The sequence below is a fragment of the Streptomyces sp. B21-083 genome, assembly GCF_036898825.1.
Lineage (GTDB): Bacteria > Actinomycetota > Actinomycetes > Streptomycetales > Streptomycetaceae > Streptomyces.
Genome location: NZ_JARUND010000001.1, coordinates 5,331,461 through 5,354,490 on the forward strand (window position 1 = coordinate 5,331,461; position 23,030 = coordinate 5,354,490).

General features: G+C 69.3%; 18 protein-coding genes and 3 pseudogenes. 8 read left to right on the forward strand and 13 right to left on the reverse strand.

Going from position 1 to position 23,030, the window contains the following annotated elements:
- Window positions 1-89 precede the first annotated feature (89 nt).
- From QA861_RS23940 to QA861_RS23950, 3 genes are all read right to left on the reverse strand, one after another.
- Window positions 90-2,741, reverse strand: a complete 2,652-nt coding sequence (locus QA861_RS23940; protein ID WP_334590346.1) for an RICIN domain-containing protein — start codon at window positions 2,739-2,741, stop codon at window positions 90-92.
- Window positions 2,742-2,947: 206 nt separating this feature from the next.
- On the reverse strand, window positions 2,948-4,975 hold the full coding sequence (locus QA861_RS23945; protein ID WP_334590347.1) for a glycoside hydrolase: 2,028 nt from the start codon (window positions 4,973-4,975) through the stop codon (window positions 2,948-2,950).
- Window positions 4,976-5,030: 55 nt separating this feature from the next.
- Entirely contained in the window at window positions 5,031-6,623 is a 1,593-nt protein-coding gene (locus tag QA861_RS23950) for a glycoside hydrolase family 43 protein (protein ID WP_334590348.1), read from the reverse strand.
- A gap of 388 nt (window positions 6,624-7,011) precedes the next feature.
- Here QA861_RS23950 and QA861_RS23955 point away from each other — a divergent pair, with 388 nt between their 5' ends.
- Window positions 7,012-8,658, forward strand: coding sequence for a glycoside hydrolase family 27 protein (locus tag QA861_RS23955; RefSeq protein ID WP_334590349.1), 1,647 nt, complete (start codon window positions 7,012-7,014; stop codon window positions 8,656-8,658).
- A gap of 72 nt (window positions 8,659-8,730) precedes the next feature.
- Complete coding sequence (locus QA861_RS23960) at window positions 8,731-10,158, forward strand: glycoside hydrolase family 43 protein (RefSeq protein WP_334590351.1); 1,428 nt, start codon at window positions 8,731-8,733, stop codon at window positions 10,156-10,158.
- A gap of 146 nt (window positions 10,159-10,304) precedes the next feature.
- Here the strand turns inward: QA861_RS23960 and QA861_RS23965 are convergent, their stop codons facing one another.
- The 6 genes from QA861_RS23965 to QA861_RS23990 form a co-directional block, all read right to left on the reverse strand.
- Window positions 10,305-10,697, reverse strand: coding sequence for a type II toxin-antitoxin system VapC family toxin (locus tag QA861_RS23965; RefSeq protein WP_334590352.1), 393 nt, complete (start codon window positions 10,695-10,697; stop codon window positions 10,305-10,307).
- Window positions 10,697-10,930, reverse strand: coding sequence for a hypothetical protein (locus QA861_RS23970; protein ID WP_334590353.1), 234 nt, complete (start codon window positions 10,928-10,930; stop codon window positions 10,697-10,699). Before QA861_RS23970 ends, QA861_RS23965 begins: the two co-directional genes overlap by 1 nt.
- 97 nt (window positions 10,931-11,027) lie before the next feature.
- Window positions 11,028-11,516: an MSMEG_6728 family protein gene (locus tag QA861_RS23975; protein WP_334590354.1), complete on the reverse strand. Its 489-nt coding sequence runs from the start codon at window positions 11,514-11,516 to the stop codon at window positions 11,028-11,030.
- Between the two features lie 51 nt (window positions 11,517-11,567).
- A complete protein-coding gene (locus QA861_RS23980) occupies window positions 11,568-11,699 on the reverse strand; it encodes a hypervirulence associated TUDOR domain-containing protein (RefSeq protein WP_334590355.1) in 132 nt (43 codons plus the stop codon).
- Between the two features lie 6 nt (window positions 11,700-11,705).
- Entirely contained in the window at window positions 11,706-13,325 is a 1,620-nt protein-coding gene (locus tag QA861_RS23985; protein ID WP_334590356.1) for a phytoene desaturase family protein, read from the reverse strand.
- Window positions 13,318-13,824, reverse strand: coding sequence for an SRPBCC family protein (locus QA861_RS23990; RefSeq protein ID WP_334590357.1), 507 nt, complete (start codon window positions 13,822-13,824; stop codon window positions 13,318-13,320). Before QA861_RS23990 ends, QA861_RS23985 begins: the two co-directional genes overlap by 8 nt.
- 204 nt (window positions 13,825-14,028) lie before the next feature.
- Between QA861_RS23990 and QA861_RS23995 the strand changes: the two genes are divergently transcribed.
- Both QA861_RS23995 and QA861_RS24000 read left to right on the forward strand, forming a co-directional pair.
- A complete protein-coding gene (locus QA861_RS23995) occupies window positions 14,029-15,699 on the forward strand; it encodes a serine/threonine-protein kinase (protein WP_334590358.1) in 1,671 nt (556 codons plus the stop codon).
- Window positions 15,696-16,505 carry a hypothetical protein gene (locus QA861_RS24000; RefSeq protein WP_334590359.1) on the forward strand — a complete coding sequence of 270 codons (810 nt, stop codon included), beginning with the start codon at window positions 15,696-15,698 and terminating at the stop codon, window positions 16,503-16,505. The genes QA861_RS23995 and QA861_RS24000 overlap by 4 nt, the downstream gene beginning before the upstream one ends.
- Before the next feature lie 54 nt (window positions 16,506-16,559).
- Here the strand turns inward: QA861_RS24000 and QA861_RS24005 are convergent.
- A pseudogene (locus QA861_RS24005) lies at window positions 16,560-16,967 on the reverse strand (helix-turn-helix domain-containing protein); the annotation flags it as partial.
- A 39-nt stretch (window positions 16,968-17,006) separates the two neighbouring features.
- Here QA861_RS24005 and QA861_RS24010 point away from each other — a divergent pair.
- From QA861_RS24010 to QA861_RS24025, 4 genes are all read left to right on the forward strand, one after another.
- Window positions 17,007-17,219, forward strand: coding sequence for a hypothetical protein (locus tag QA861_RS24010; RefSeq protein WP_334590360.1), 213 nt, complete (start codon window positions 17,007-17,009; stop codon window positions 17,217-17,219).
- 41 nt (window positions 17,220-17,260) lie between these two features.
- Window positions 17,261-18,016, forward strand: coding sequence for an SDR family oxidoreductase (locus tag QA861_RS24015; protein ID WP_334590361.1), 756 nt, complete (start codon window positions 17,261-17,263; stop codon window positions 18,014-18,016).
- A gap of 40 nt (window positions 18,017-18,056) precedes the next feature.
- Window positions 18,057-18,743: a TetR/AcrR family transcriptional regulator gene (locus QA861_RS24020; RefSeq protein ID WP_334590362.1), complete on the forward strand. Its 687-nt coding sequence runs from the start codon at window positions 18,057-18,059 to the stop codon at window positions 18,741-18,743.
- 371 nt (window positions 18,744-19,114) lie between these two features.
- Window positions 19,115-20,041, forward strand: coding sequence for a S41 family peptidase (locus QA861_RS24025; protein ID WP_334590363.1), 927 nt, complete (start codon window positions 19,115-19,117; stop codon window positions 20,039-20,041).
- On the opposite strand, the pseudogene QA861_RS24030 reads toward QA861_RS24025, so the two are convergent.
- The 3 genes and pseudogenes from QA861_RS24030 to QA861_RS24040 form a co-directional block, all read right to left on the reverse strand.
- Window positions 20,013-20,880 (reverse strand): annotated as a pseudogene (locus QA861_RS24030) (IS5 family transposase). The gene QA861_RS24025 and the pseudogene QA861_RS24030 overlap by 29 nt on opposite strands.
- A 58-nt stretch (window positions 20,881-20,938) precedes the next feature.
- Window positions 20,939-21,357: pseudogene (locus tag QA861_RS24035) on the reverse strand (RacP protein).
- A gap of 2 nt (window positions 21,358-21,359) precedes the next feature.
- Window positions 21,360-22,361: a DUF6192 family protein gene (locus QA861_RS24040; RefSeq protein ID WP_334590364.1), complete on the reverse strand. Its 1,002-nt coding sequence runs from the start codon at window positions 22,359-22,361 to the stop codon at window positions 21,360-21,362.
- Window positions 22,362-23,030: the final 669 nt, after the last annotated feature.

The window sequence follows — 23,030 nt, forward strand, 5'->3', positions numbered from 1 at the left end:
CCACCACCTCGCGGCGAGAAGCCAAGTAGCCGGGGAGCCGTGGCGGGGCCGCGGGCTGTCGAGCCTGCGGCCCCGTTCTGGTGCTGGGGTCAGGACGGGTCGCCGTACTGGAGACCGCGTCCGTTGGTACCGACGTAGACGCGCCCGTAGGTGTCGGGGTCGCCGGTGATGACGCCGGTGCCGCCGATGTTGCCCCACTGGTGGGCGTTGTCGTTGACGCGCAGCCAGGTGGCGCCCTTGTCGGTGGAGCGGAAGACTCCGGTGACGTTCTTGACGGTGCCGATCAGGTACAGGGCCTGGTATTTGGTGCCCGGCTTGGCCTTGCCGAAGCCGAGGGCCGAAGCGGACTTCACCGTGCTCAGCGTGGTGAAGGTGCGGCCGCCGTCAGTGGAGTGCAGCAGCCCCTTGGTGCCGTCGGCGATCCACAGGTCCCCGGCGATGCCGGGGACGGCCGTGAGCCGGCCGGCGGGCAGGCTGCCCGCGCGGGCGGTGAAGCTCGCGCCGCCGTCGGTGCTGGCGTAGAGCGTGCCGCCGGCCAGTGAGTAGAACGTCCTCGCCGAGGAACGGTCGGCGACGACCACGGCGCCGGTGCCCAGACCGCTGACCCTCGACCAGCTCGCCCCCTTGTCGGACGAGTGGTAGGGAGCCTGGCCGGCCTCGGTCCAGACGATGGTGGAGCCGTCCGCCGCGAGCGCGACCTGGCCGCTGTCGGCGCTGCCCACCGGCTCTGCCCTGAACCCCTTCCAGGTGCGGCCCCCGTCGGTGGAGTAGGCGCCGTCCTGTGCGGCGCCACGGCCGACACGGACCATCAAGGAGGGGTTGGACTGGGCGAAGTCGATGTCGGTGCTGGTGACCATCATCGGGTTCTTCAGCCGCCCGGAGGGCACCCGGGTCAGGGCGTCGTAGCGGAAACCGCCCAGGTCGCCCATGCCGCTGATGACGGTGGCGCCGCCGGGCGGGGCGACCGCGTCCGCCAGCGCGGTCTCCTCCAGGCCGCCGGCCGCCACGCTCCAGTGGCTGACGCCGCCGTGGTCGGTGGCGGTGGCGTCGGCGCTTCCCCAGATACCGCTGCCGGTGCCGTACAGCACGTGCCCGGAGTCGAAGGGGTCGATGGCCAGGGCGGTCATCCAGTGACCGGTGCCGGTACCGACGTAGGGAGCGGCGGAGGCGTTCCGCACCGACTTGCCGGACAGTGCCTTCCAGGTCCCGCCGCCGTCGGTGGTCCGGTAGATCTCGTCCTCGGGGTACCAGCGGTCGAGGGTGGTGACCATCACCGTGGCCGGCTTGCGCGGGTCGACGGCCAGACCGGAGAACCCGTAACCGCCCCGGGACGGGGAGACGTCCTTCCACGCCCCACGGGCCGGCGTGTACTTCCACACGGAGCCCGCCGTCACGCCGTTGGGGCCGAGGACGTCGGTGTACGTCAGGTACAGCGAGCCGTCACCGGAGAGTACGCCGTGCTGCGGCAGTTGGCCGGTGGGCTGCCCGGAGACGGCCTGCCAGGTGGTGCCGCCGTCGGTGGAGCGGTACAGGGAGGTGGACTTGTCGGCGACACCGACGTAGACCGTCCTGCTTCCGGCCGGGCCGTACGTCACGAAGGAGATGCCCCCGCCGCTGCTCGCCCCGTCCTTGACGGGGAACGAGGAGACCTGCCTCCATGTCACGCCGTAGTCGGTGCTGCGCCACAGGCCGTTCTTGCGGGTGCCGATCAGCAGGGTGCCGTGCGCCGCGGGGTCGATCACCAGCCGTTCGCCCGCGCCGCGGCCGTCCTCGTTGCTGCCCAGCTTGAAGGGCAGAGCGGTGCGCTTGAAGGTGCGTCCACGGTCGGTGGAGCGCAGGATCTCGCCGTTGCCCGCCCAGTCGTTGGTGTAGGTGCCCGCCGCGAGGTAGAGCCGCTTGGGGTCGACGGGGTCGGTGGCCACCGAGTCGATGCCCAGCAGGTTCCAGTCCTTCTCACCGACCCAGTCGGTCAGCGGGATCCACTGCTTGGCCGCGGTGTCCCAGCGGTAGGCGCCGCCCATGTCGGTGCGCGCGTACAGCAGGCCCTTCTCGCGCGGGTTGAACACCAGCCCGGTGACGTAACCGCCGCCCACCACCTGGGTGTTCTTCCACAGGTACGGTCCGGCGGCGGCCGTGGTCCGCGCCCCGCCGGTCCCGGCCGCCGGGGTCTCGCCCACCTTCACCAGCTTCCACTGCTGGTTGGCGCCGCCACTCCCGGGATACTGGACGACTGCCGCGCCGTCGGCCATGGAGCCGCCGGAGACATCCAGGACCTGGCCGCTCCTGCGGGAGGTGAAGGTGACGGCGTCGGAACCGCTCACCTTGCCGATCCGCCACTCCTGGGAGGTGGCGGAGCTGTCGGTCTGCTGCTCGGCGGCGGCCGAGCGTGCGGTCGAACTGCCCGCTATACCCAGCACCTTGCCGCTGTTGCGGTTCACCAGCTCGTAGTAGCCGTCCCCGGTGGGCTTCAGCTTCCACTGCTGGTTGGCGGTGTTCTGGTCGGTCCACTGCTGGACACGGGTGCCGGCGGCGGTGGAGAAACTGTCGACGTCCAGCGCCTTGCCGCTGTGTACGGAAACCAGCCGGTAGAAGGCACTGCCGTCGACCGTGGCGGCCTGTGAGTCCTCCTGCGTGAACAGGAGATACGGCACGACGAGGGCGGGCGCGCCGAGCAGCAGACCGGTCGCGGTCCAGCGACGGCGGTGCCGCCCGCGGCGCCCGCCGCTCGTGGGGTTCTTCATGGAAAGGTGTTCTCCTTGCATGCCGTTCACCAGAGGAAGCTGGATCCGGCGACCGGCACGGCCGGATCCGACTCCTTGTGGTCACAGGCCCCGAAAAAAGTTGCCTTGAGCTGGGAGAACTTTTTCCGGCGGCGGCACAGCAGACGACCGCGGGAGCGTGCCGTTCGCGCTCCCGCGGTCGCCTGCCGGTGCTGGTGCTGGTGCTGTCAGCAGGTCGAGTTGGTCTGGGTGAGCAGACCCAGGCGCCACGGCAGACTGTTGTAGTCACCGCCCGCGTTGGGATCCTTGCCCTGGTACAGGTACTGCAGCTTGCAGGCCGGGATGGTGAGCGTCTGGTCGTAGCCCGCGCGGATCATCTCGCCGTGGCTGATGTCCTTGGACCAGGTGCCGCCGGGGAACGTCACGTTGCCCGACTTGGCGAACGGATTGCTCTCGGACGCGGCCAGCGGCGACCACGAGCCGGCGAGACTGCCGGAGGTCCAGGAGCGGAAGTAGCGCCTGCCGTCCGAAGCGACGGCCTCGACGAGCAGCAGGTACTGGTTGCTGCCCTGCACCTTGTAGATGTTGGAGGCCTCGAACATGGCGAACTTGGAGTCCTGGGCCGCGATGACCGTGTTGCTGAAGCCGTTCGGGAACTGGCCGACGGTCGTCTGGGAGCGGTACAGGTGGCCGTTGTCGTCGGAGGAGAACAGGTAGCAGTTGGCGCTGTCGCAGATCACCCACATGTCGACCCAGTAGCCGTTGCCGATGTTCTGCCGGATGATGTCCGGCATCGACGAGTAGAAGTTGCGCGGCGCACTCCACCCGTTGGGGTTGCTGATGTCCGGGTTGGTGGAGTACGACGCGTTGCCGGTCTGGTAGACGAGGTACCACAGCTTCTGCGGCGCGTTGTAGAAGACCTGCGGCGCCGCCCGGTACCCGGTGCCGATGGCGCTGCGGTCCAGGTAGTAGTGCGTGGCCGAACCGGCCTGGGACCAGTCGCTGAAGCTCAGGTACACCAGGTTGTATCCGGACGCCTGAGCGGTGCTGGCGAACACGTGGTACTTGCCGTTGTAGTAGACGACCGACGGGTCCTTGATGCCGGCGATCCGGTGGGTCGCGTCCGGTTTCGGGGCGATCAGTGATCCGCTCGAACTCCACCGGAAGCTGGAGGGGAGCGCGGCGGCGGATCGAGTCGTACGGGTGTCCACCGGCCGTGCCGCGGCGCTGCCGCCCAGCGCGGTCAGCGTCGACTGGAAGGCGGCTTTCTTGTTGCCGTTGCGGTCGAACAGCAGCGGGTTCTCCCCGCTGCGCCAGGAGTCACTGTCCCGGATCCCCCACACGGTGATGCCGGTGCAGCGCGACACGTTCATGCACGCCCGGACGGTGTTCGCGTACGCGGACGCGGGCGCCTGCGCGATGTCGAGTTCGGTGATCTGTACGTCGACACCGAGCGCCGCGAAGTTCGACAGCGTGGTCTGGAAGTTCGACGGCGGGCCGCCGGCGCCGAAGTGGGACTGCAGGCCGACGCAGTCGATGGGCACGCCGCGCGCCTTGAAGTCGCGCACCATGCGGTAGACGCCCTGGGTCTTCGCGTCGTTCCAGTTCTCGATGTTGTAGTCGTTGTAGCAGAGCTTGGCGGCCGGGTCGGCCGTCCGCGCGGTGCGGAAGGCCTGCTCGATGTAGCCGTCGCCCAGCACGTTCTGGAACACCGAGGAGCGGTGCGTGCCGCTCCCGCCGTCGTTGAACGCCTCGTTGACCACGTCCCAGGCGTAGACCTTGCCCTTGTAGTGGTTCATCAACGTGGTGATGTGGTTGTTCATCACGCTGCGCAGTGTGTTCGCGTCCCTGATGGAGCTGACCCAGCCGGGCAGTTGCTGGTACCACACCAGGGTGTGGCCCCGCAGGCGCTGACCACGGGCCGCCGCGCGGTTGGCGATCTGGTCGCCGGGGCCGAAGTTGAACGAGCCGCGAGCTCGCTCGGTGGTGTCCCACTTCATCTCGTTCTCGGCCGTGACCGAGTTGAACTCGCGGTCCAAGATGTTCGTGTACGCGCCGTCGCCGAGCCGTCCGGAGGCCACGGCGGTCCCGAAGTACCGCCCGGACTGGGCCGCTTGGGCACCCAGCGTGGAGGCGCGGACGTCGCTGACGTCGTGGGGAGCGGCGCTCGCGGCGCCTGGCGTCACCAGGGCGGCGACGGCCAGCAGGGGTAACACCGAGGCTCGGCGGCGGCCGAGCCGTTTCAGCGGGTTCATGGTTCTCCTCGTGCGGGTTGGGTGGGGGGTGGCGCTGTGCCGTCGGTCGGACCAGCTAGGGCGTGGACAGCTCGAACCGCGAGACGCGGACCGCGCCGCCGAGCGCCTGTGTGGCGTGGTTGAAGAGGGCGAATCGGTAGCCCATGAAGAAGCGCCAGTCGTTGCCCAGCGAGAAGGCGGGCCCCAGGCGCGTGAAGGTGACGCCGTCGGTGCTGTAGGAGAAGACGGCGGAGCGTGCCGAGCCGGGACGGATGTCCGCGGCCGCGCGCAACCAGACGCGGCTGCCCGGGACAGCCGCGCTCGCGGCCTCGGTGCCGGTGCCGGTGGTGTTCCAGTTGCCGTCCATGGTCAGCCCGTTGACCATCGCCACCCGCGTCGCGCCGCCGTCGCGCCTGACACCGATCCAGGCGGAGGAGTCCCGCAGCAGGGCGAGCCCGGCCCGGTCGCCGTCCCGCATCGCCGAGTGGTCGAGCTGGACCGTGGCGGTGGAGGAGGGACCCTGGATGCGGTGCGTGAGCGTGTTGCGGGCCCAGTACAGGTCGTTCGTGACGGTCGCGGTCCGCAGGGTCAGGCCGTCGCCGGTGGACCACCTGGAGTTGTCCGGGTTGTGGTTCCACTCCCACCTCGGCTTGAGGGTCGTACCGTCGAAGGTGTCGACGCCGGTCATGGGGGTGACCTGACGGGGTGGCGTGGGCACGGCCGGGCTCGGATACGACGCGCCCCAGGCGCCGTTCACCAGTTGTACGACGGGCCAGCCGTCCGAGGTCCAGGTGACCGGCGCGAGGACGGGCACCCGGCCACCGGGATACGCGTCCACGAAGGCCATGTAGTACCAGGCGCCGCCCTGCGTCCGCACCAGTCCGCCCTGGTGCGGGACGCCCCCGCCGGCGATCGGCCCGCGCAGGTCGAGGAGGACCTGCCGCATCGTGTACGGGCCGAAGGGGCCGCTCGACGACTTCAGGATGTACTGGCCGTTGGCCGGGCGGGTCAGGAAGATGTAGTACTGCCCGTTGATCTTGTAGAAGCGGGAGCCTTCCAGGGTGCCGACGCTCGACGGTGTGGTGAACACCTGCTGGGTGCGGACCTGGCCGCGCCCGTCGGGGGTCAGCTGCGCCACGCTGATGGTGGAGTTCCCGTACGACACGTACAGGGTGTCGTCGCTGTCGACGAGCAGCCCCGCGTCGTAGTACGGCGTGTTGATCGTCGTGAGCCTGCTCCAGGGGCCCTCGACGGCGGTGGCGGTGTAGAGGTACGTCCGGGCGAAGTCGATCTGGCCGAGCCAGTAGAAGGTGCTGTTGCTCGGCCGGTAGGCCAGTGACGACGCCCAGACGCCCCGGACGTAGCCCCGGCCGCCGTTGAGGTCGTACTTTGCTCCGAAGTCCAGGACGGGCACCGAGTGACCGGCGATCTCCCAGTTCACCAGGTCGTACGAACGCAGGACGGGCGCGCCCGGCGAGTAGTGCATGGTCGAGGCCGAGGCGTAGTAGGTGGCACCGACCCGAATGACGTCGATGTCCGCGAAGTCCTGCCAGATCACCGGGTTCCCGTACGTGGGCTGGGCTGCGGCCGCCCGGGACGCGGGGGCCAGTGGCAGCAGGGCGCCGGCGGCCACGCCGGTCGCGACGGTCAGTGCCTGCCGGCGATCCATTGAGTGTCGAGAGCATGACATATCCATGTGTCGTTCTCTCCGTGAGGGAGTGTTCGAGATGGCGAACGTCATCTGGGTCGTTGCCAGGATGATAGGAGGCCGACACATCCCGTCAATACCCCTCGCAAAATTCGCTGCCGTCATCGAAATGTTTCGGAATCCGGAGTGCGCTGTGACGTGGGAATGAGGGACTGACGGGTCGCCAGGTGTTGACACGCTGGAGGTTCTCTCTAGCATCCGTACAGTCGGCGATCCGAAATGCGATCGAAATTTCGAACGGGCTCCATGTGTCGTGGACTGTGCTGAGCCATCGCATAAGCGGTTTCATCCGCTGTCTGCCCACGTGCGCCGTACAGCTCGGATCGCCCTTTCCCGAAAGGAGCCCCCGGTGCCCAGACGATCAGGCAGACGGCTGCTGCGTCTCCTCGCGGCCGCCGCCATGGTGTTTACCGCGTTCTCCACGGCCTCTGCCCACTCCACCGCCTCGGCCGCGCCCGGCAGCCCGGCACTCACCCCACCCCTGGGCTGGAACAGCTGGAACAGCTTCGGATGCGGGGTCACCGAGGCGCAGGTCCGCCAGGCCGCCGACGCCATGGCGTCCTCGGGCATGCGGGACGCCGGCTACCGGTACGTCGTGGTCGACGACTGCTGGTTCGACCCGCAGCGCGACGCGGCGGGAAACCTGCGGGCCAACACGACCAAGTTCCCGAGCGGGATGAAGGCCCTCGGCGACTACATCCACAACAAGGGCCTGAAGTTCGGCATCTACCAGGTGCCGGGCGAACGCACCTGCGCCCAGACCAGCGGCGGCTATCCCGGGTCGACGGGCAGCAAGGGGCACGAGGCCCAGGACGCCACCACGTTCGCCTCGTGGGGCGTCGACTACCTCAAGTACGACTGGTGCTCCTCCAGCGGCACCCGTGACGAGCAGGTCGCGCGGTTCAAGCTGATGCGCGACGCCCTGCGCGCCACCGGGCGGCCGATCGTGTACAGCATCAACCCCAACAGCTTCCACGCCATCACCGGCTCCACGTACAACTGGGGCGAGGTCGCCGACCTGTGGCGGACGACCGAGGACCTGCTCGACATCTGGCAGAACAACAACACCAACAGCTACCCGATGGGCGTCGGCAACGTCCTGGACGTCACCGCGCCACTGGCCGCGCAGTCGGGCCCGGGGCACTGGAACGACCCCGACATGCTGGTCGTCGGCCGCCCCGGCCTGTCACTGACCGAGTCCCGGTCCCACTTCGCCCTGTGGTCACTGCTGAGCGCCCCGCTCATGGCCGGCAACGACATCCGGACCATGTCCGCCGACGTGAGCGCGATCCTGCGCAACCCGCGACTGCTGGCCGTGAACCAGGACCCGCTGGGCGCGGGCGGACGCAGGGTGCGCGACGACGGCAACACCGAGGTGTTCGCCAAGCCCCTGTCCGACGGTTCGGTCGCGGTGGGCCTGTTCAACCGGGGAGGCGGCTCCGCGACGGTCACCACCACGGCCGCGCAAGTCGGCCTGTCCGGTGGGCAGTTCACCCTCACCGACCTGTGGACCGGTGGTACGTCGAGCACGTCCGGGCAGATCTCGGCGAGCGTGCCCGCGCACGGTGTGGCCGTGTTCAAGGTGAGCGGTGGCAGCCCGCTGGGCGCCTCCACCTCGCGGCTGCGCGCCACCGCGTCCGGCCGCTGTCTGGCCGTGGACAACGCCTCCACCGCTGCCGGGGCCACGGCGCTGATCCGGGACTGTGACACGGCCGCCGACCAGCTGTGGACCACCTGGGCCGGCGGTGAGATCCGCGTCTTCGGCGACAAGTGCCTGGACGCCTACAACCAGGGCACCACCAACGGCACCCGGGTCATCACCTGGCCCTGCAACGGCCAGACGAACCAGGCGTGGACCGTCGGCTCCGACGGAACGGTCCGCAATGCGCGCGCCGGGCTGTGCCTCGACACCGACCGGGCCGGCACCGCCAACGGCACCCCGCTGGTCCTGTGGGCCTGCGACGGCCGGGCAAGCCAGAAATGGACTCGCGCGTGAGGGGCGTCGCGTGAGGGACGAAGGGCACCGCCCGACAGCTCAGCCACCAGCAGGCGTCCACCGGAGGCCACGATGATCGCAGCTCGACCGTTACCCCCCACCGGTACGAGGCTCACCCGGGCAGCCGCCTGGGTGATGGGCCTCCTGCTGGCGTTCGCCGTTCTTCCCGCCGCCGTGCAGCCCACCGCGGCCAGGGCCGACAACCCGATCGTGCAGCACGTCTACACCGCCGATCCGGCCCCGCTGGTCCACAACGGACGGGTCTACCTCTACACCGGGCACGACGAGGACGGGTCCACCTACTTCACCATGAAGGACTGGAGGGTGTGGTCCTCCGCCGACATGGTCAACTGGACCGACCACGGCTCACCGCTCAGCCTGGCCACCTTCAGCTGGGCGTCCAAGGACGCGTGGGCGGGACAAGCCGTGGAGCGCAACGGCCGGTTCTACTGGTATGTGCCGGTGACGAACCGGGCGACCGGCCGGATGGCCATCGGCGTGGCGGTGGCGGACAGCCCCACCGGACCGTTCCGGGACGCCCTCGGTCACCCGCTGGTGGAGAACGGCGAGATCGACCCGACCGTCTTCATCGACGACGACGGCCAGGCCTATCTGTACTGGGGCAACCCGAATCTGACGTACGTCAGGCTGAACGCCGACATGACCTCCTACGCGGGCAGCCCCACCAGGATCCCGCTCACCACCTCGGGATTCGGCACCCGCACCGGTGACCCCAACCGTCCCACGCTGTACGAGGAAGGCCCCTGGGTCTACAAGCGGAACGGCCTGTACTACCTGGTGTTCGCCGCCAAATGCTGCTCGGAGTTCATCGCCTACTCCACGGCATCCGGCCCGACCGGGCCCTGGACCTACCGGGGGACGATCATGCCCACCCAGGGCAGCAGCTTCACCAACCACCCCGGGATCGTCGACTTCAAGGGCGGTTCGTACTTCTTCTACCACAACGGCGCGCTCACGGGCGGCGGTGGCTACACCCGCTCGGTCGCCGTGGAGAAGTTCGCCTACAACGCCGACGGCACGATCCCGACGATCAACATGACGAACACGGGCGTCCCCCAGGCCGACACACTCAATCCCTACGTACGCCAGGAGGCCGAGACGATCGCCTGGGGATCCGGGATCGAGACCGAACCGGCCGCCGAAGGCGGAATGAACGTCGGCTGGATCGACAACGGCGACTACATCAAGGTCAAGGGCGTCGGCTTCGGGCGGGGCGCGTCCTCCTTCGCCGCACGCGTGGCCTCGGGCAGCTCCGGCGGCACCGTCGAACTGCGCCTGGGTTCGCCGAGCGGCACGGTCGTGGGCCGGTGCGGTGTGCCGAACACCGGGGGCTGGCAGACCTGGACGACGGTGACCTGCCCGGTCACCGGCGCGACGGGAACCCAGGACCTCTACCTGCGGTTCACCGGCGGCAGCGGCTACCTGCTCAACGTGAACTGGTGGCAGTTCACCCCCACCACCGCGACGGCGGGCCGCTAACCACGGCAGAGCAGCCGCATGACGACAAGGGCAGGATCCCTCCTGTGGGCCGCAGTGGTCGGGGTGCGGTGCCGGTCGTCCTGAGCACGCGGGTCAAGCGAGAAGGTGAGTTGAGCCGTGGCTCGGTGCTTTGCTCGGGCGACGTCTCAGGTGGGCATGTCGACGGTCAGCCCTGTTGCTCGGGCGGCATCTGCCAGTCGTTTGTCGTACGTGATGAAGGAGGTGAGCTGGGAACGGATGCGGAGAGCCGTCGCCAGGTGAATGGCGTCCAGACTCCGTACGGTTGCCGGTTTCACGGTCTGGGCCAAAATGCGAATGCCGGCGTCCAGCTCCACCAACTCGATCAGGTCGAGGACCGGGTGGAGCCGGGCGATGGCGTCAGGGGCGTAGCGTGCCAGGGCCCGCGACGACTCGATCTCCGCCAGAACCGAACTCGTCCATCCGGTCTCCGCCCGTTCGTCGAGCCAGTCGCGCAATGCCTGTGACTCGGACTCGGAGTGGACGAGTTTCACGACGGCGGCCGAGTCGAGATAGATCATCAGCGCTCGTTCTCGCGGTTGTGGGCGATCTCCGCGGCGATGTCGATGCCGTCCGGTTCGCCCAGCGGCATCCGCAGGACGGCGCGACGCATCGCGGCGGCCCGCTCTTTGCGCAGGGCGGCTTCGAGCACGGCCTGGCGGATGGCCGCCGAGCGTGAGCTGCCGTCATGGGTGAGAACATCCAGAGCGTGCTCGGTCTCCGAGTCGCTGCGGATCGTGATGGTGTCAGCCATGCGACCAATGTAAGACGATCTGTCTTACGTGGCAAGTCGCGGACGGTGCCGTCCGGGTGGCGCGGGATCAGGACGTGGGGCCGCTCCCACCGTCACGTCACAGGTGGAGGGTCTCCTCGGTGTGTTCGCGGTCGGAGTGTGGCCACACGTAGGGCAGGTCGTCCGGTACGTCGGGGAAGTGGTGGGCGTACGTGGCCGGGTCCTTGCGGACGAGGGCGGACTGGTGGCTGCGGTGGAAGGCCTCGTCGCCGAGCCAGGGCGGTAGTTCACCGGCCGCCGCGAGTGCGGGCTGCTCACGTACGGGGGCGCCCGGACGGCGCACGGTGAGGCCGGCGACCAGCGAGGCGGCACAGCTGTCCTGGTGCCCCTGTTCGCACCACACCCGGCAGATCTCCAGGCCGTACCGGACGAGTGCCTCCTCGTATCCGCTCCACATACGCACGGCGGGATGTCTGCGCCAGCCGTATCCCGGCACGGTCAGTCCCCGCAGGACCTGGAGGGCCTCGACCCGCTGCTTGCCCAGCCGGCGGCGGTCCAGGAGCAGGGCGGAGCGCCGGAAATCGGGATCCACCAGGAACGTCTGCATGGTCGCCGTCCTAGGGGGCGTGGGGGTGCGGGGGTGCGGGGGTGTGAGGGGTCACCGCCGGCGCGGGGCGGGCGGCTTGTGCACAGCGGCCTTGCCCGGCTTGGCGCTGCGGACCTGGTACCGCGGGTCCTCGGGCGAGGCGTCCACCTCGTGGTTTCCTCTTTCCGGTGTTTTCTCCGTCATACGCGGTCAGACCTTGCGGCCGGTTCGGTCGCGGCGGGTGAGGAGTCGTTGGGCACGGATCAGTCCTGGTGCGCGGTGGGCGCGCAGGGCGGCACGGGCGGCGTTGGCGCCGGGAGCACCGTGTACGCCTCCCCCGGGATGGGCTCCGGCGGAGGCCAGGAAGAGACCCGCGACGGGGGTCTCCGGGCGCCCGGTGCCGGGCACCGGGCGGAACAGGAGCTGCTGGTGGACGGCGGTCGTGCCGCCGTTGATGGCGCCGCCCACGAGGTTGGCGTCGAGTGCCTGGAGTGTGGGCGGGGCCAGGACGCGCCGGGCGCGGACGCGGTCGCGGAAGCCGGGTGCGAACCGCTCGACCTGCCGTTCCACGCGGTCCGCCATGCGTTCCTGGTCCGCCGGGCCCCAGCCGCCGTCGATGCCCTCCTCGCCCGCGTCCCGCCGGATGTCCTGCGGGACATGCGTGTAGGCCCAGGCCGACTCCGTGCCGCGCGGCGAACGGGAGGCGTCCGCGGTGGTCATCTGGCCGAACAGGGCGAAGGGGCGGTCGGGTACCTCGTGCATGGCGATCTGCGCGGCGAAGAGGGTCAGCTCGTCCATGCCGTCGGCAAGATGGACGGTCCCGGCCCGACCGGCGCCCTCGGCCCGCCAGGGCACGGGACCGTCGAGGGCCCAGTCGACCTTGAAGGTGGCGAAGTCCCACTGGAACCGCCGCAGATCGTCCAGTAGCTGTGCGGGCAGGTGCTCGGGGCCGACGAGCTCGCGGTAGAGGACCGGTACGGCCACGTCGGCGAGCACGGCCCTGCGGACGGGCACCGCCTCCCCGCCGGCGGTTCGCACTCCCACGGCCCGCCCGCCGCGGACGACGACCGTCTCCACCCGTTGCCCGCAGCGCACCCGCCCCCCACGCTCGCGCAGCCGCCGGACCAGCGCGTCGGTCAGCGCGCCGGAGCCGCCGACCGGCACCGGAAAGCCGTACGTCTGTCCGAGCATCGACATCAGCCAGCCGAAGCCGCCGCTGCCGGCCGATTCGGGGGCGAGATCGGCGTGCAGCGCGTTGCCCGCCAGCAGCAGCCGACCGCCCTCACCGCGAAACTCCTCCTCGCCCAGCCTGCGCACCGGAAGGATCAAGGACCGCGCTGTACGCAGACCACCGGCCGCCCGCAGGGTCCGGGCCAGCCGGGCCGCCGCTCTGACCGGCGGGAACGGGGTGAACAGTGCGCCCAGCAGATCGGGCCGCACGGCCTGCCACAGGTCGCACAGCCGCCGCCAGGCGTCCCCGTCGCCCGGCGCGAACGCGTCGAGGGAGGCGGCGGTGCTGTCGACGCGCCGGTCCAGTACGGCGCACCGACCGTCGCTCAGCGGATGCGCGAGCACACTCGGCGCGTGGCTCCAGCGCAGCCCGTGGTCCTCCAGATGGAACGAGGACAGGATCGGGGACGCGGCGGCGAACGGGTAGAAGGAGCTGAAGAGGTCGTTGACGAAGTCGGGATCGACGCCCCGGTCGTGGCGGACGGCGCCGCCCGGCTCCGGCTGTTCCTCAAGGACCTCCACGCTCCAGCCGGCGTCCGCCAGTACGTTGGCGGCCACCAGCCCGTTGGGTCCGGCGCCGATCACGACGGCGTCAGGCATGGGCAATACCCTCCCCACCGCTCCGGTGCTCCCGCCCTGACCGCCCCCGGCTCGGCTCCCCGTCCACGGACCCGTCCTCGCAGCACCGGGCGAGCCGGGCGAGCATGGCACGGTGGCGGAGCTGTATCAGTGCTTCGAACCCCACGTTGTGCAGAGTCCCTCCGGCCCCCTGCAGTGGGTGTTCGTCGACGATGACCAGACAGTGCTCGCCCCATTCCCGCAGCTCGATAGCGATACGGGCCGTACCGAGGACGCCGGCGGCAGCCTCCAGTTCCAGGACGGATCCCTCCTGGCAGCGTCGTACGACCGTCTCGTTGCCGACCCGGAACGGGCCCAGCCGCACCTTGTAACCGATCGCCGCGCCCTGCTGCGGCCACTGGCCGGACACGGGTCGCGAGGACTCCGTTCCCACCACCCATTCCGCATACCTGGTGCCGTCGGAAAGGACCTCCCACACTCTGGCGGGGCTGGCTTTGATGAGGCGATGACGGACGGCCACGGGAATCTCCAGTCTCACGCGTTGCCGACGACGGACCATCGCCGAGTGCCCTGTCGCCTGCGGCCCAACCACCGGGCACTCGTCGATTCCGGGTGCCCACTGCAACCGCAGTGGCTGAAAACGTGTCTCTGGGTGCATGCTCTGTGGTCCGGGGCGGGTGGGCGTCCGGCAGCACGTGCGGCACGTGGGCCTTGGGGGGCTGGAATGAGCACTTGGGGAGTACCCGGATACACCGAGTCGCTGGAGCTCGGGGCAGGGGCGAGCGGGCGGGTCGTGCTCGCCGTGCACGAGGCGACCGGCTTTCCGGTCGCGGTGAAGTACCTCAGCGACTCACTGCGCACCCGGCCCGGCTTCGTACGCGACTTCAGGGCGGAGGCGCGGCTGCTCGGCGGGCTGGAGAGTGCGTACGTCACCGGCTTGTACGAGTACGTCGAGAGCCCGGACGGCGCCGCCATCGTGATGGAACTGGTGGACGGCATCTCGTTGCGGACCCTGCTGACCAGCCGGGGCACGCTCGACCCCGAGTCCGCCCTCGTGCTCCTCAAGGGGTCGCTGCTCGGCCTGGCCGACGCGCACCGCGTCGGCGTCGTCCACCGCGACTACAAACCGGCGAACGTCCTGGTCGTACCGGACGGATCGTCCAAGCTGGTCGACTTCGGGATCGCGGTGGACGCCGGCACCAGCGTCGGCGTGGCCGGAACCCCCGCCTACATGGCCCCGGAGCAGTGGACCGGCGCTCCCGCGTCCCCCGCCGCCGACGTGTACGCGGCCACGGCCACGTTCTTCGAGTGCCTGACGGGCCACAAGCCCTACCCGGGTGACAACCTCGCCGAACTCGCCCTGCAGCACGTCGACGCGCCCGTCCCCGCCGATGAGGCCCCCGAGGCGGTGCGGGAGCTGATCCGGCGCGGCCTGGCCAAGGACCCGGGGCGACGGCCCAGCCAGGCCGAGGAGTTCGTCATCGAACTGGAGGCGGTCGCGGGCGCCGCCTACGGGCCCGACTGGGAGGAACGCGGCCGGGGGCGGCTCGCCGCGCTGGTCGCCCTGCTGCCGTTGCTGCTGCCCTCGGCGCGCGGCACGGCGCGAACCACGACGGACACCGCACGCACCATCCTGGGTGGCGACCCCGGCCTCGGCCGGGCACGGTCGTGGCGGCCCGGCCGCCCGGGAATGCTGGTCGCCGGCGCGGCCGTGCTCCTGGCTCTCGTCCTGTCGTACGGCATCCCGAACACCCCGGGAGCGGATCCCCAGCAGGCGGCACAGGCCCTGGCCACCACCAGTGCCCGGCCCGGCGTCGAGTCCGGAGGACTCACCACTCCGGCCGCGTCGGCCGACTCGTCCCCGACGTCCACCATGTCGTCGGGCTCCTCGCCCTCGCCCTCGCCGTCGACCGTGTCACCCAGCTCTTCGCCCTCGGCGACTCCCGCCCCCGGCGAGCCCGGCACCACAACTCCGCCCCCGGCGACCACGACACCCGCCACGACACCCACCTCGACCGCCACCGAGGCGGCACCGACGACCCCCGCTCCCACCTCCCCGGCCGCGCCCGCCGTCAAGGACGTCGCGGTGTCGGGCTTCCGGCAGACGGGTCCGACGACCGCCTCGGCCACGATCGACATCACCACGGACGGCACCGGCCCGATCTCCCTCACCGTCTCGTGGTTCACGGGTAACACCGGGCTACAGCTCGGCACCAACCCGGACGGCGCGTCCCAGACGTTCGTACGCAGCGGCGCCACGCAGTACACACTCACCGTCGACCACACCTTCCAGGGCGACGGCTGCTACTGGACGGTGCAGGCCACGACCACTCCGGCCTCCGCCGACGGCGGCGCCTCGCAGCAGCTGCTGACCAGGGGATGTGGCATCGGATGACCACTCAGAAGGGCGACCGCACCTCCGGTCGCCCCGAGACCGACGAGCCCACCCGGGTGCTCGACCTGTCCGACGCCGAGCCCACCCGACCGCTGCGTGCGGACGACGACGGCGACGACGACTACAGCGCCACTGTGCTGGCCAGCCACTGGATCCAGCGGCCGGAGCCGGAGACCGTTCTCATCGGGCCACCCTCGACGGACTCGACGTATTCGACGGACTCGACGGAGAAGCCGCCGACACCGGCCACCGCACAGACACCTCAGACGCCACCCGCACCTCCGACGCTGCCCGACCGTACGGAAGGCACCGTGCTGCGTTTCGGCCCGGGGGTGACGGCGGCCGTCGCGAACCGTACCCACAGCACGCTGGCCGTGGTGCCGCCGCCCCTCGCACCTCCGCACAGACGGCTGCGAAGACGCCTGCGAAGACACGCTCTGCCCGCGCTCGTCCTGATCATCGTCATCGCGTTCCTCGCCTGGCAGCGCCTGGGCCCGTCCATCGCGGCACGCACGGTGGAGGTCACGGCCCGGCCGACGGTTCTGGGCTGCGACGGCACGGCGGACATCGCCGCCCTCGTCACCACGAACGGCCGACCGGGCACCCTCTCCTACCGCTGGACCCGAAGCGACGGCACCGCCTCGGGCGTGCTGCGCGAGGAGATGGTCCGGGGCCAGGAACACGCGGACCTGCACCTGCTGTGGACCTTCCAGGGCAAGGGCCACTACACGGCACAGGCCGAACTGCGCCTCCTCTCACCCACCCGGCGCGTGGTGACCACCCACTTCACGTACGACTGCCCCTGACCGACCGGCCAGAGGCAGCCCTTCACACGCGACCTCACGCGCCTTCACGCGACCTCACGCGAGTTGGCCCAGCAGCCGAACTGGGAGTGGAGGGGGGACGGGCGTGGCGTCGTCGGCCGCGAAGGCGGCCGGGGTGAGACCGGTGCGGTCGCCGAAGAAGCGGCCGAAGTTCGCGGGGTCGGTGAAGCCGAGGTGGACGGCCACGGTCCGGGCGTCCCACCGGGCGGCTCCCAGCAGGCGCCGGGCTTCCAGGAGGCGCCGCTCGTCGATGAGTTCACGTACCCCCTTGCCGGTGGCGTCCTGGGTGGCGCGGGTGAGGGTGCGGACCGAGCGGTCGAGCAACTCGGCGTAGTCCGCGGCTTGGTGCAGTTCGCGGAAGTGCAGCTCCAGGGCGTCCAGGAAGCGTCCGTACCTGTCGGCGCGGCCGGTGCCGGACGGGGCCGTGCCGGTGGGGGCGATGCCCTGGGGAGTTGGCCACGGCTACCCCCCCCGGGACTCGACGTGTACAAGGTCGCGGGCAAGGTGTTTTTGATCGTCACCGACGACCCGGACGAACAGATCATCACGGTCATCACCGGACGGCTCATCACCGACGCGGTCGAGGATTCCTACGACCCTGGTCGCCCGGCGACGGCCGCCGGCCGGGAGGGGCCGCCGATGGTAAGTGGATCGACTTGCCACGCGGGTGATGCGGGAGTTACCTTCAGGTGGTGAGTCCACCGACTTACCTCACACCTCGGCAAGGAACAACGAACATGAATCGTCTTGCGGGCAAGCGCGCCCTCATCACCGGCGGTACGAGTGGAATCGGTCTGGAGACCGCCCAGCGTTTTGTCGCGGAGGGGGCCGACGTACTGGTCACAGGCGTCACCCCGGCCAGCATCGACAGGGCGCGGCAGATCCTCGGGGACAAGGTGCCGGTGGTCCAGGCCGACGCACGCGATCTCGATGCGCAGCGCGGCCTGGCCGAGCGGGTGCGTGAGCACTTCGGGGAGCTGGACGTGGCCTTCCTGAACGCCGGGGTCTCGGACTGGCGGCCGTTCGAGGACCACACGGAGGACAGTTTCGACCGGCTCTTCGACATCAACGTCAAGAGCGTCTTCTTTCTCACCCAGGCCCTGGTGCCCGTGCTGGCCAACCCGTCCTCGGTCATCCTCAACGCGTCCAACAGCGCGCACGGCGGCTACGGGCAGTCGAACGCCTACGCCGCGACGAAGGCGGCTGTCTCCTCCCTGATGCGGTCGTGGAACGCGGACCTGCTCAGATCGCACGGCATCCGGTTCAACGCGGTCAGCCCCGGACCGGTGAACACCCCGCTGTACTCCAAGCTGGGGATCGAGGACCCCGCGCAGCAGACGGCGGTGCTGGAGGGGATCAGCGCCGGCATCCCGCTGGGCCGCATGGGTATGCCCGAGGAGGTCGCGGAAGCCGTCGTGTACCTGGCCTCTGACGTCTCCGCCTTCGCGGTGGGCCAGGACCTTATCCTGGACGGCGGCCAGACCGTCCTCTGACAGCGAGGATGCGGCTGGGAGACGGGCGAGGGGCGTGGGCATGTCGGTGGCGGACCGAGCGGGAACTGGTGGCGATACGTGCCAGGCCGGATATCACGCGCAGATCAAGGCGGAGAACCGCGCGCGCATCATCCGCGCCGCCCGCGACCTCTTCCTCGCCCGGGGGTACGACAAGACCTCCCTGGCCCAGATCGCCAAGGAGGCCGGCGTCTCCACCGGCACACTCTTCAAGCGGTACCCCTCCAAGGCGGCCCTGTTCGCGGCCGTCACCTCCGAACAGTGGCAACTGGATGTGGAGTACGCCGAACCGCCCCCGCCCGGTGATCCCCGGTACGGTCTGGACCACATCGGCCGCGACTACGCCTGCCTGGTCTCGCGGCCCGGCACGGCGGCGCTGTGCCGCCTGATCATCACCGAACTTCCCCAGATGCCGGAACTCGCCGACATCGTCGGCACCGGCTTCGCCATCGACCGCGGACCCTTCTTCGACCGGCTCCGCGACTACCTGGACGCCGAAGCACAGGTTGGCACACTCGACTTCCGTTCGGCCGACGAACAGCCACAGCCAACATCCGCGGTGGCCGAGCAGTTCCTCGGCATGATCTGCGGCCAGCTCCTGTGGCCTCAACTCGTACGGACCGACTTCGTCCCGCCCGACCCCACCGACACCACGATCGTGGACGAGGCCGTCGCCCTCATGCTCACCCGCTATCGCACCGGATCCTGAACCCGGACCACCAGACCGCGTCTCTCTCGGGAAGATCAGTCTCAGATCGATGTCATGTCCACGGCGGAACGATGAGTCTGCGGCTGAGCCGCCGAGCACGAGGAATGCATGCGACATGCGAGCTCATCTCGCGCACCGATGAGTTTCCCGCGCCGCGCCGGTCTGTACGCGTGAGTGCGTGTTTCTGATCTGTGGTGCTTCGTCAGTAGCTGATCGTCAGGGTTAGGGTTGCTCGTGAGTCGAGAGCCTGTTCGGGGGGATGGATGCGGCGGGATCGTTCACTGCGCTTGGCGGTCTGCGCTGGCCTGGTTGGAGTAGCGGTCGCCGCGACGGGGTGCACGAGCCGTTCGCACGATCCAGCGGTTTCCGACATGTCGCCCAGTGCGCGGACCTACCTGTCGCAGGCGCTGAACATCATGGAGAAGCACTCTCTTGTTCGTCACCAGGTTGACTGGTCGGACTTGCGGAGCAGGGCGTTCTCACAGGCGCGCGGCGCGCAGAAGACGGCGGACACGTACGGGGCGATCTACTCGGCTCTAAATGCGCTGGGCGACGGGCACAGTGTTTTCTGGGAGCCGGAGGAGGCGAAGGAGCGTTATGGAGCGTCTGTAGTCAACTTCGATGGCCTGAAAGGCCGTTCTTTGAAAAGCGGTGTGGGCTACATTTCTCTGCCTGGTGTGCAGGGGTCTCAGGAGGCGTACGACCAGTACGTGCGGCAGGGCCGGAGTGCCGTGGCGAAGGCCGGCGCGGGTGAAGCCTGCGGCTGGGTTGTGGATCTGCGCTCGGACACTGGTGGCAACATGTGGCCGATGCTTGCGGTGGTAGGTCCGATCCTGGGCGATGGCACGGTCGGTGCGTTCGTGGATGCCGACGGCAGCAAGTCCGTTTGGTCGATTAAGCACGGGAGTCCATACGAAGACGGCAAGTTGGTCGGCTGGGGGGATGGCCGACCGTTCGCCAAGAGCGCCCCGCCGGTCGCGGTCCTGACCGGCAAGCGAACAGGCAGTTCGGGTGAAGCGGTCGTGGTGGCCTTCCGGGGACGTCCTGACACCTGGTTCTTCGGCGAGCAGACCTACGGCGTCCCCACGGGAAACAAGCCGTACCACCTAGCCGACGGAGCTGTGCTGGTCCTCACGGAAGTCAAGGACGCGGACCGAACGGGCCGTGCATATGACGCGCCGATTCCTCCAGACGTGGAGATTGTCAAAGACCCACGCCCGGTGGCACGTAACCGGGACGAGGTCCTGCAGGCAGCACAGAGCTGGCTCCTCAAACAGGCTGCCTGTCGTCAACCGTGAAATGCTCCGGCGGTTTCCTCGGCCAGCTGGGGGTGGCCCCCTTCCGTGCGAGACGCCTGGCATGAGGGTGATGGCGGCCCAGGTGATCAGGGTTTCGGAGTGCTGGATGAGCCGTTCGTAGTCCCTCGCATGGCGGGGGGCGTGCATCATCCACGCGAGCGGCCTCTCGACGACCCAGCGGCGGGGCAGCACGATGAAGCCCGGAGGCGTCCTTGGGACGGCTGACCGGCTTGATCGTGAGGTTGGGGTGCTGTTTCGCCCAGTCCACGAGCTTGCCGGCGTAAGCGGAGTCGGCCCACACGATTGTGATCTCGGGGTGCATCAGGCGCAGGCGGAAGAGGATTTCCTTGGCGGCTGCGGCGTCGTGCAGGTCGGCGGGGGTGACCATGACGAGCAAGGGAAGTCCGCGGGTGTCGACAACCAGGTGGCGCTTGCGGCCGTTGATCTTCTTGCCTGCGTCGTAACCGCGGGTGGCCTTGGAGACCATCTCAGCGGCTTTCACGCTCTGGATGTCGATCACGGTGGCCACCGCTCGGGGTCCTTTGCCCATGTCACGGCGGATCCGGCCCGCCAGATGATCACGGATCTGGCCGACGATCCCGGCAGCGGCCCAGCGGGCCATGAACCCCCAGACCGTGCGCCAGGGGGAAATCCGCAGGCATGGCCCGCCACTTGCAGCCGGTGTCCACGACGTAGCGGATCGCATCGACGATCTCGCGGCGGGGATGCTTCTCCGGCCGGCCGCCTTTGCTGGTCTCGCAGGCCGGGCTGGGCAACAGTCCTTCGAGCAGTGCCCATTCAGCATTGGTGGTGTCCGAGGGGTAACAGCGACTGCGCATGACGGCTGTCCTTCAGACGGTGCGGCAGGGCCGCCCGCAGGGCAAGTCCCGCCGCAGGTCAGGAGCTGGCGATGAGGTCGAGGGTGGACTCGATGGAGTTGAGCTGGGCGACGATGTGCTTCACCCACTTGTCGCCCGGGTGGGCGGCGGCGTGCGGGGCGACGGTGCCGGTGATGAACCGGCGAAACTCGGTCAGCTTCTCCCTGACCACCGCCCGTTCGCATGCCTCCAGCACCGGCCTCTCCGCGCCGAGCTGATAGCCCGTCGCCCCGGTCCAGGTCAGCGGGGGCCATCCCTTCTCCGCGGCCAGGTCCTTCAGCGCGGCGAGCCCGGAACGGACCTGACTCGGGGACAGGTCACTCGCGCGTACCAGCTGAGGGAACTCAAGGCCTGCGGTCTGGCCTCAAACAGCACGAACCGCAGGGTGTCCGCGTGACGTCTGGCTGCGTCGCCCCGTCGCCGTGAGGCGCGGGGCATGCCTATTTGCCCTTCAACATGCGGGCGAGCTCGTCGTCCATATCAACCTTGCCCGTGTCGACCGCGGTCTCGATCCAGTTCAAGGTCGCCCGGACCCGGGCGACATTCTCATGCACGATCGTGCGCTCGTCGTCGTTGAGGGTGCGGTCGCGCAGGCCGGGGGCGGTGCGGCCGGCCGCGGCGACGAACGAGTGGCAGGCGGTGACCAGGTCCAGGAACTCCACCGTTCGGTCGAGGTGACGCACGGCCGGGGCGACCGGGCTGGTCTCCTCGAAGTGCTCGCGGGCTTGCCGACTGCGTTCGGCCTGGGCATGGTTGGCCTGGTGGCGGGCGGTGTCGTCGCTCATCACCTTGAAGGCGACGCCCGGCCTGCGCAGCAGGCTGGTGGCGGCGGTCGTCGCGACCGTCTCGTCGCGGGTGAACTCCTCCACCACCCGGACCTTGTCCTCCAACGACACTTTGGCCGCCACCTGCGGACGCTTGAGGAAGTTCGTGGTCACCGCCGCGGCGACCTCCTCGTCCTGGGCCAGTGAATGGATCGCGGTGACCTTCTCCTGCGTCGTGATGGGAGTTTCGACCTGCTGTCCCACCCGCCGGCTGGCGTCGTCCGTATGCCACCGGGCCTTGCCGTCCGGTGGCGTCAGAATCGCAGCGAACCGCTCGTTCTCGTCCTCGATGTTCGCCAGAGCACGGTGGACGGTATAGGACGCGATCTTGGGCTGGCGGCGTTCCTTCGGCCAGCGGGAGGCCACCCACCTCGTGGTCTTCACCGTGGCGACGCTCAGTCCGATGTCGTCGGCCAGCCGCTTCATCGACTGCTCGACCGTGTACCCGGTCTCCGCGATCGGGCCGCCTCGCTGCCTCATCGGCTCGATCTCCAGGGCGCGGTCTCCGATCGTGAACTGCCCGCGTGTCAGCTGTTCGACGACGTCCCGCAGCTCGGCCACGATCTGTTCGTAGCGGGAATGGCTGACGCTTCCGACCTTTTCGGCCACTTCCGTCATGGAGTGTCTCACCACCAACTGCGGTGCCAGGCACGGCACTTCGGGCCGTGATAGGTCAGGTCCCACATCTGTCACCGAGAGTCAGACCGAAAATCCTAAGATCACAACTGATGACCGTAAATGACCGGACCCTGAACGGAGTTGGACTCAGGATGCGTTCGACCAGCGGTCACTGTGACCGATCTGCGAACGGTTCCTTGCGGCGCCTCCAGGCTCTCACCACACATCGTCGTGAGCAGTACCGGGCGTCCGAGCGACGGTCGACGCCAGGCACCCACCGGGTCCCGCACTCCGGGCACTCAGCCGTGTCAGCCTCACCCTGGACGGCCGCCAGGCTTGCGCAGCCGCCGTTCCTTCCGCCACTGCCTGGACCGACATTCCGACGAGCAGAACACGGCACAGGGCCGGGCGTCCGGCCTCAGCCGTTCACCACAAGCCCGACAGATCCTGTCCCCGGCCTTCCCGGTGTCCTTGGACACCACGCCAGCGTAGGGCTCACGACTACTCAGAACTTGGGCTTAGAAACACGCACTGAGCTTGTCATTTAAGGTCTGGCGTCGAACGCGACTCGAACTTGACCAGTGTTTCCGCAGTTCAGCGGACGCGAAGGCGGCCTTCGTCTGATCCTGTGCTCCGTCACAGAGGCAGAGGAACCAGCGCGAAGGCCGT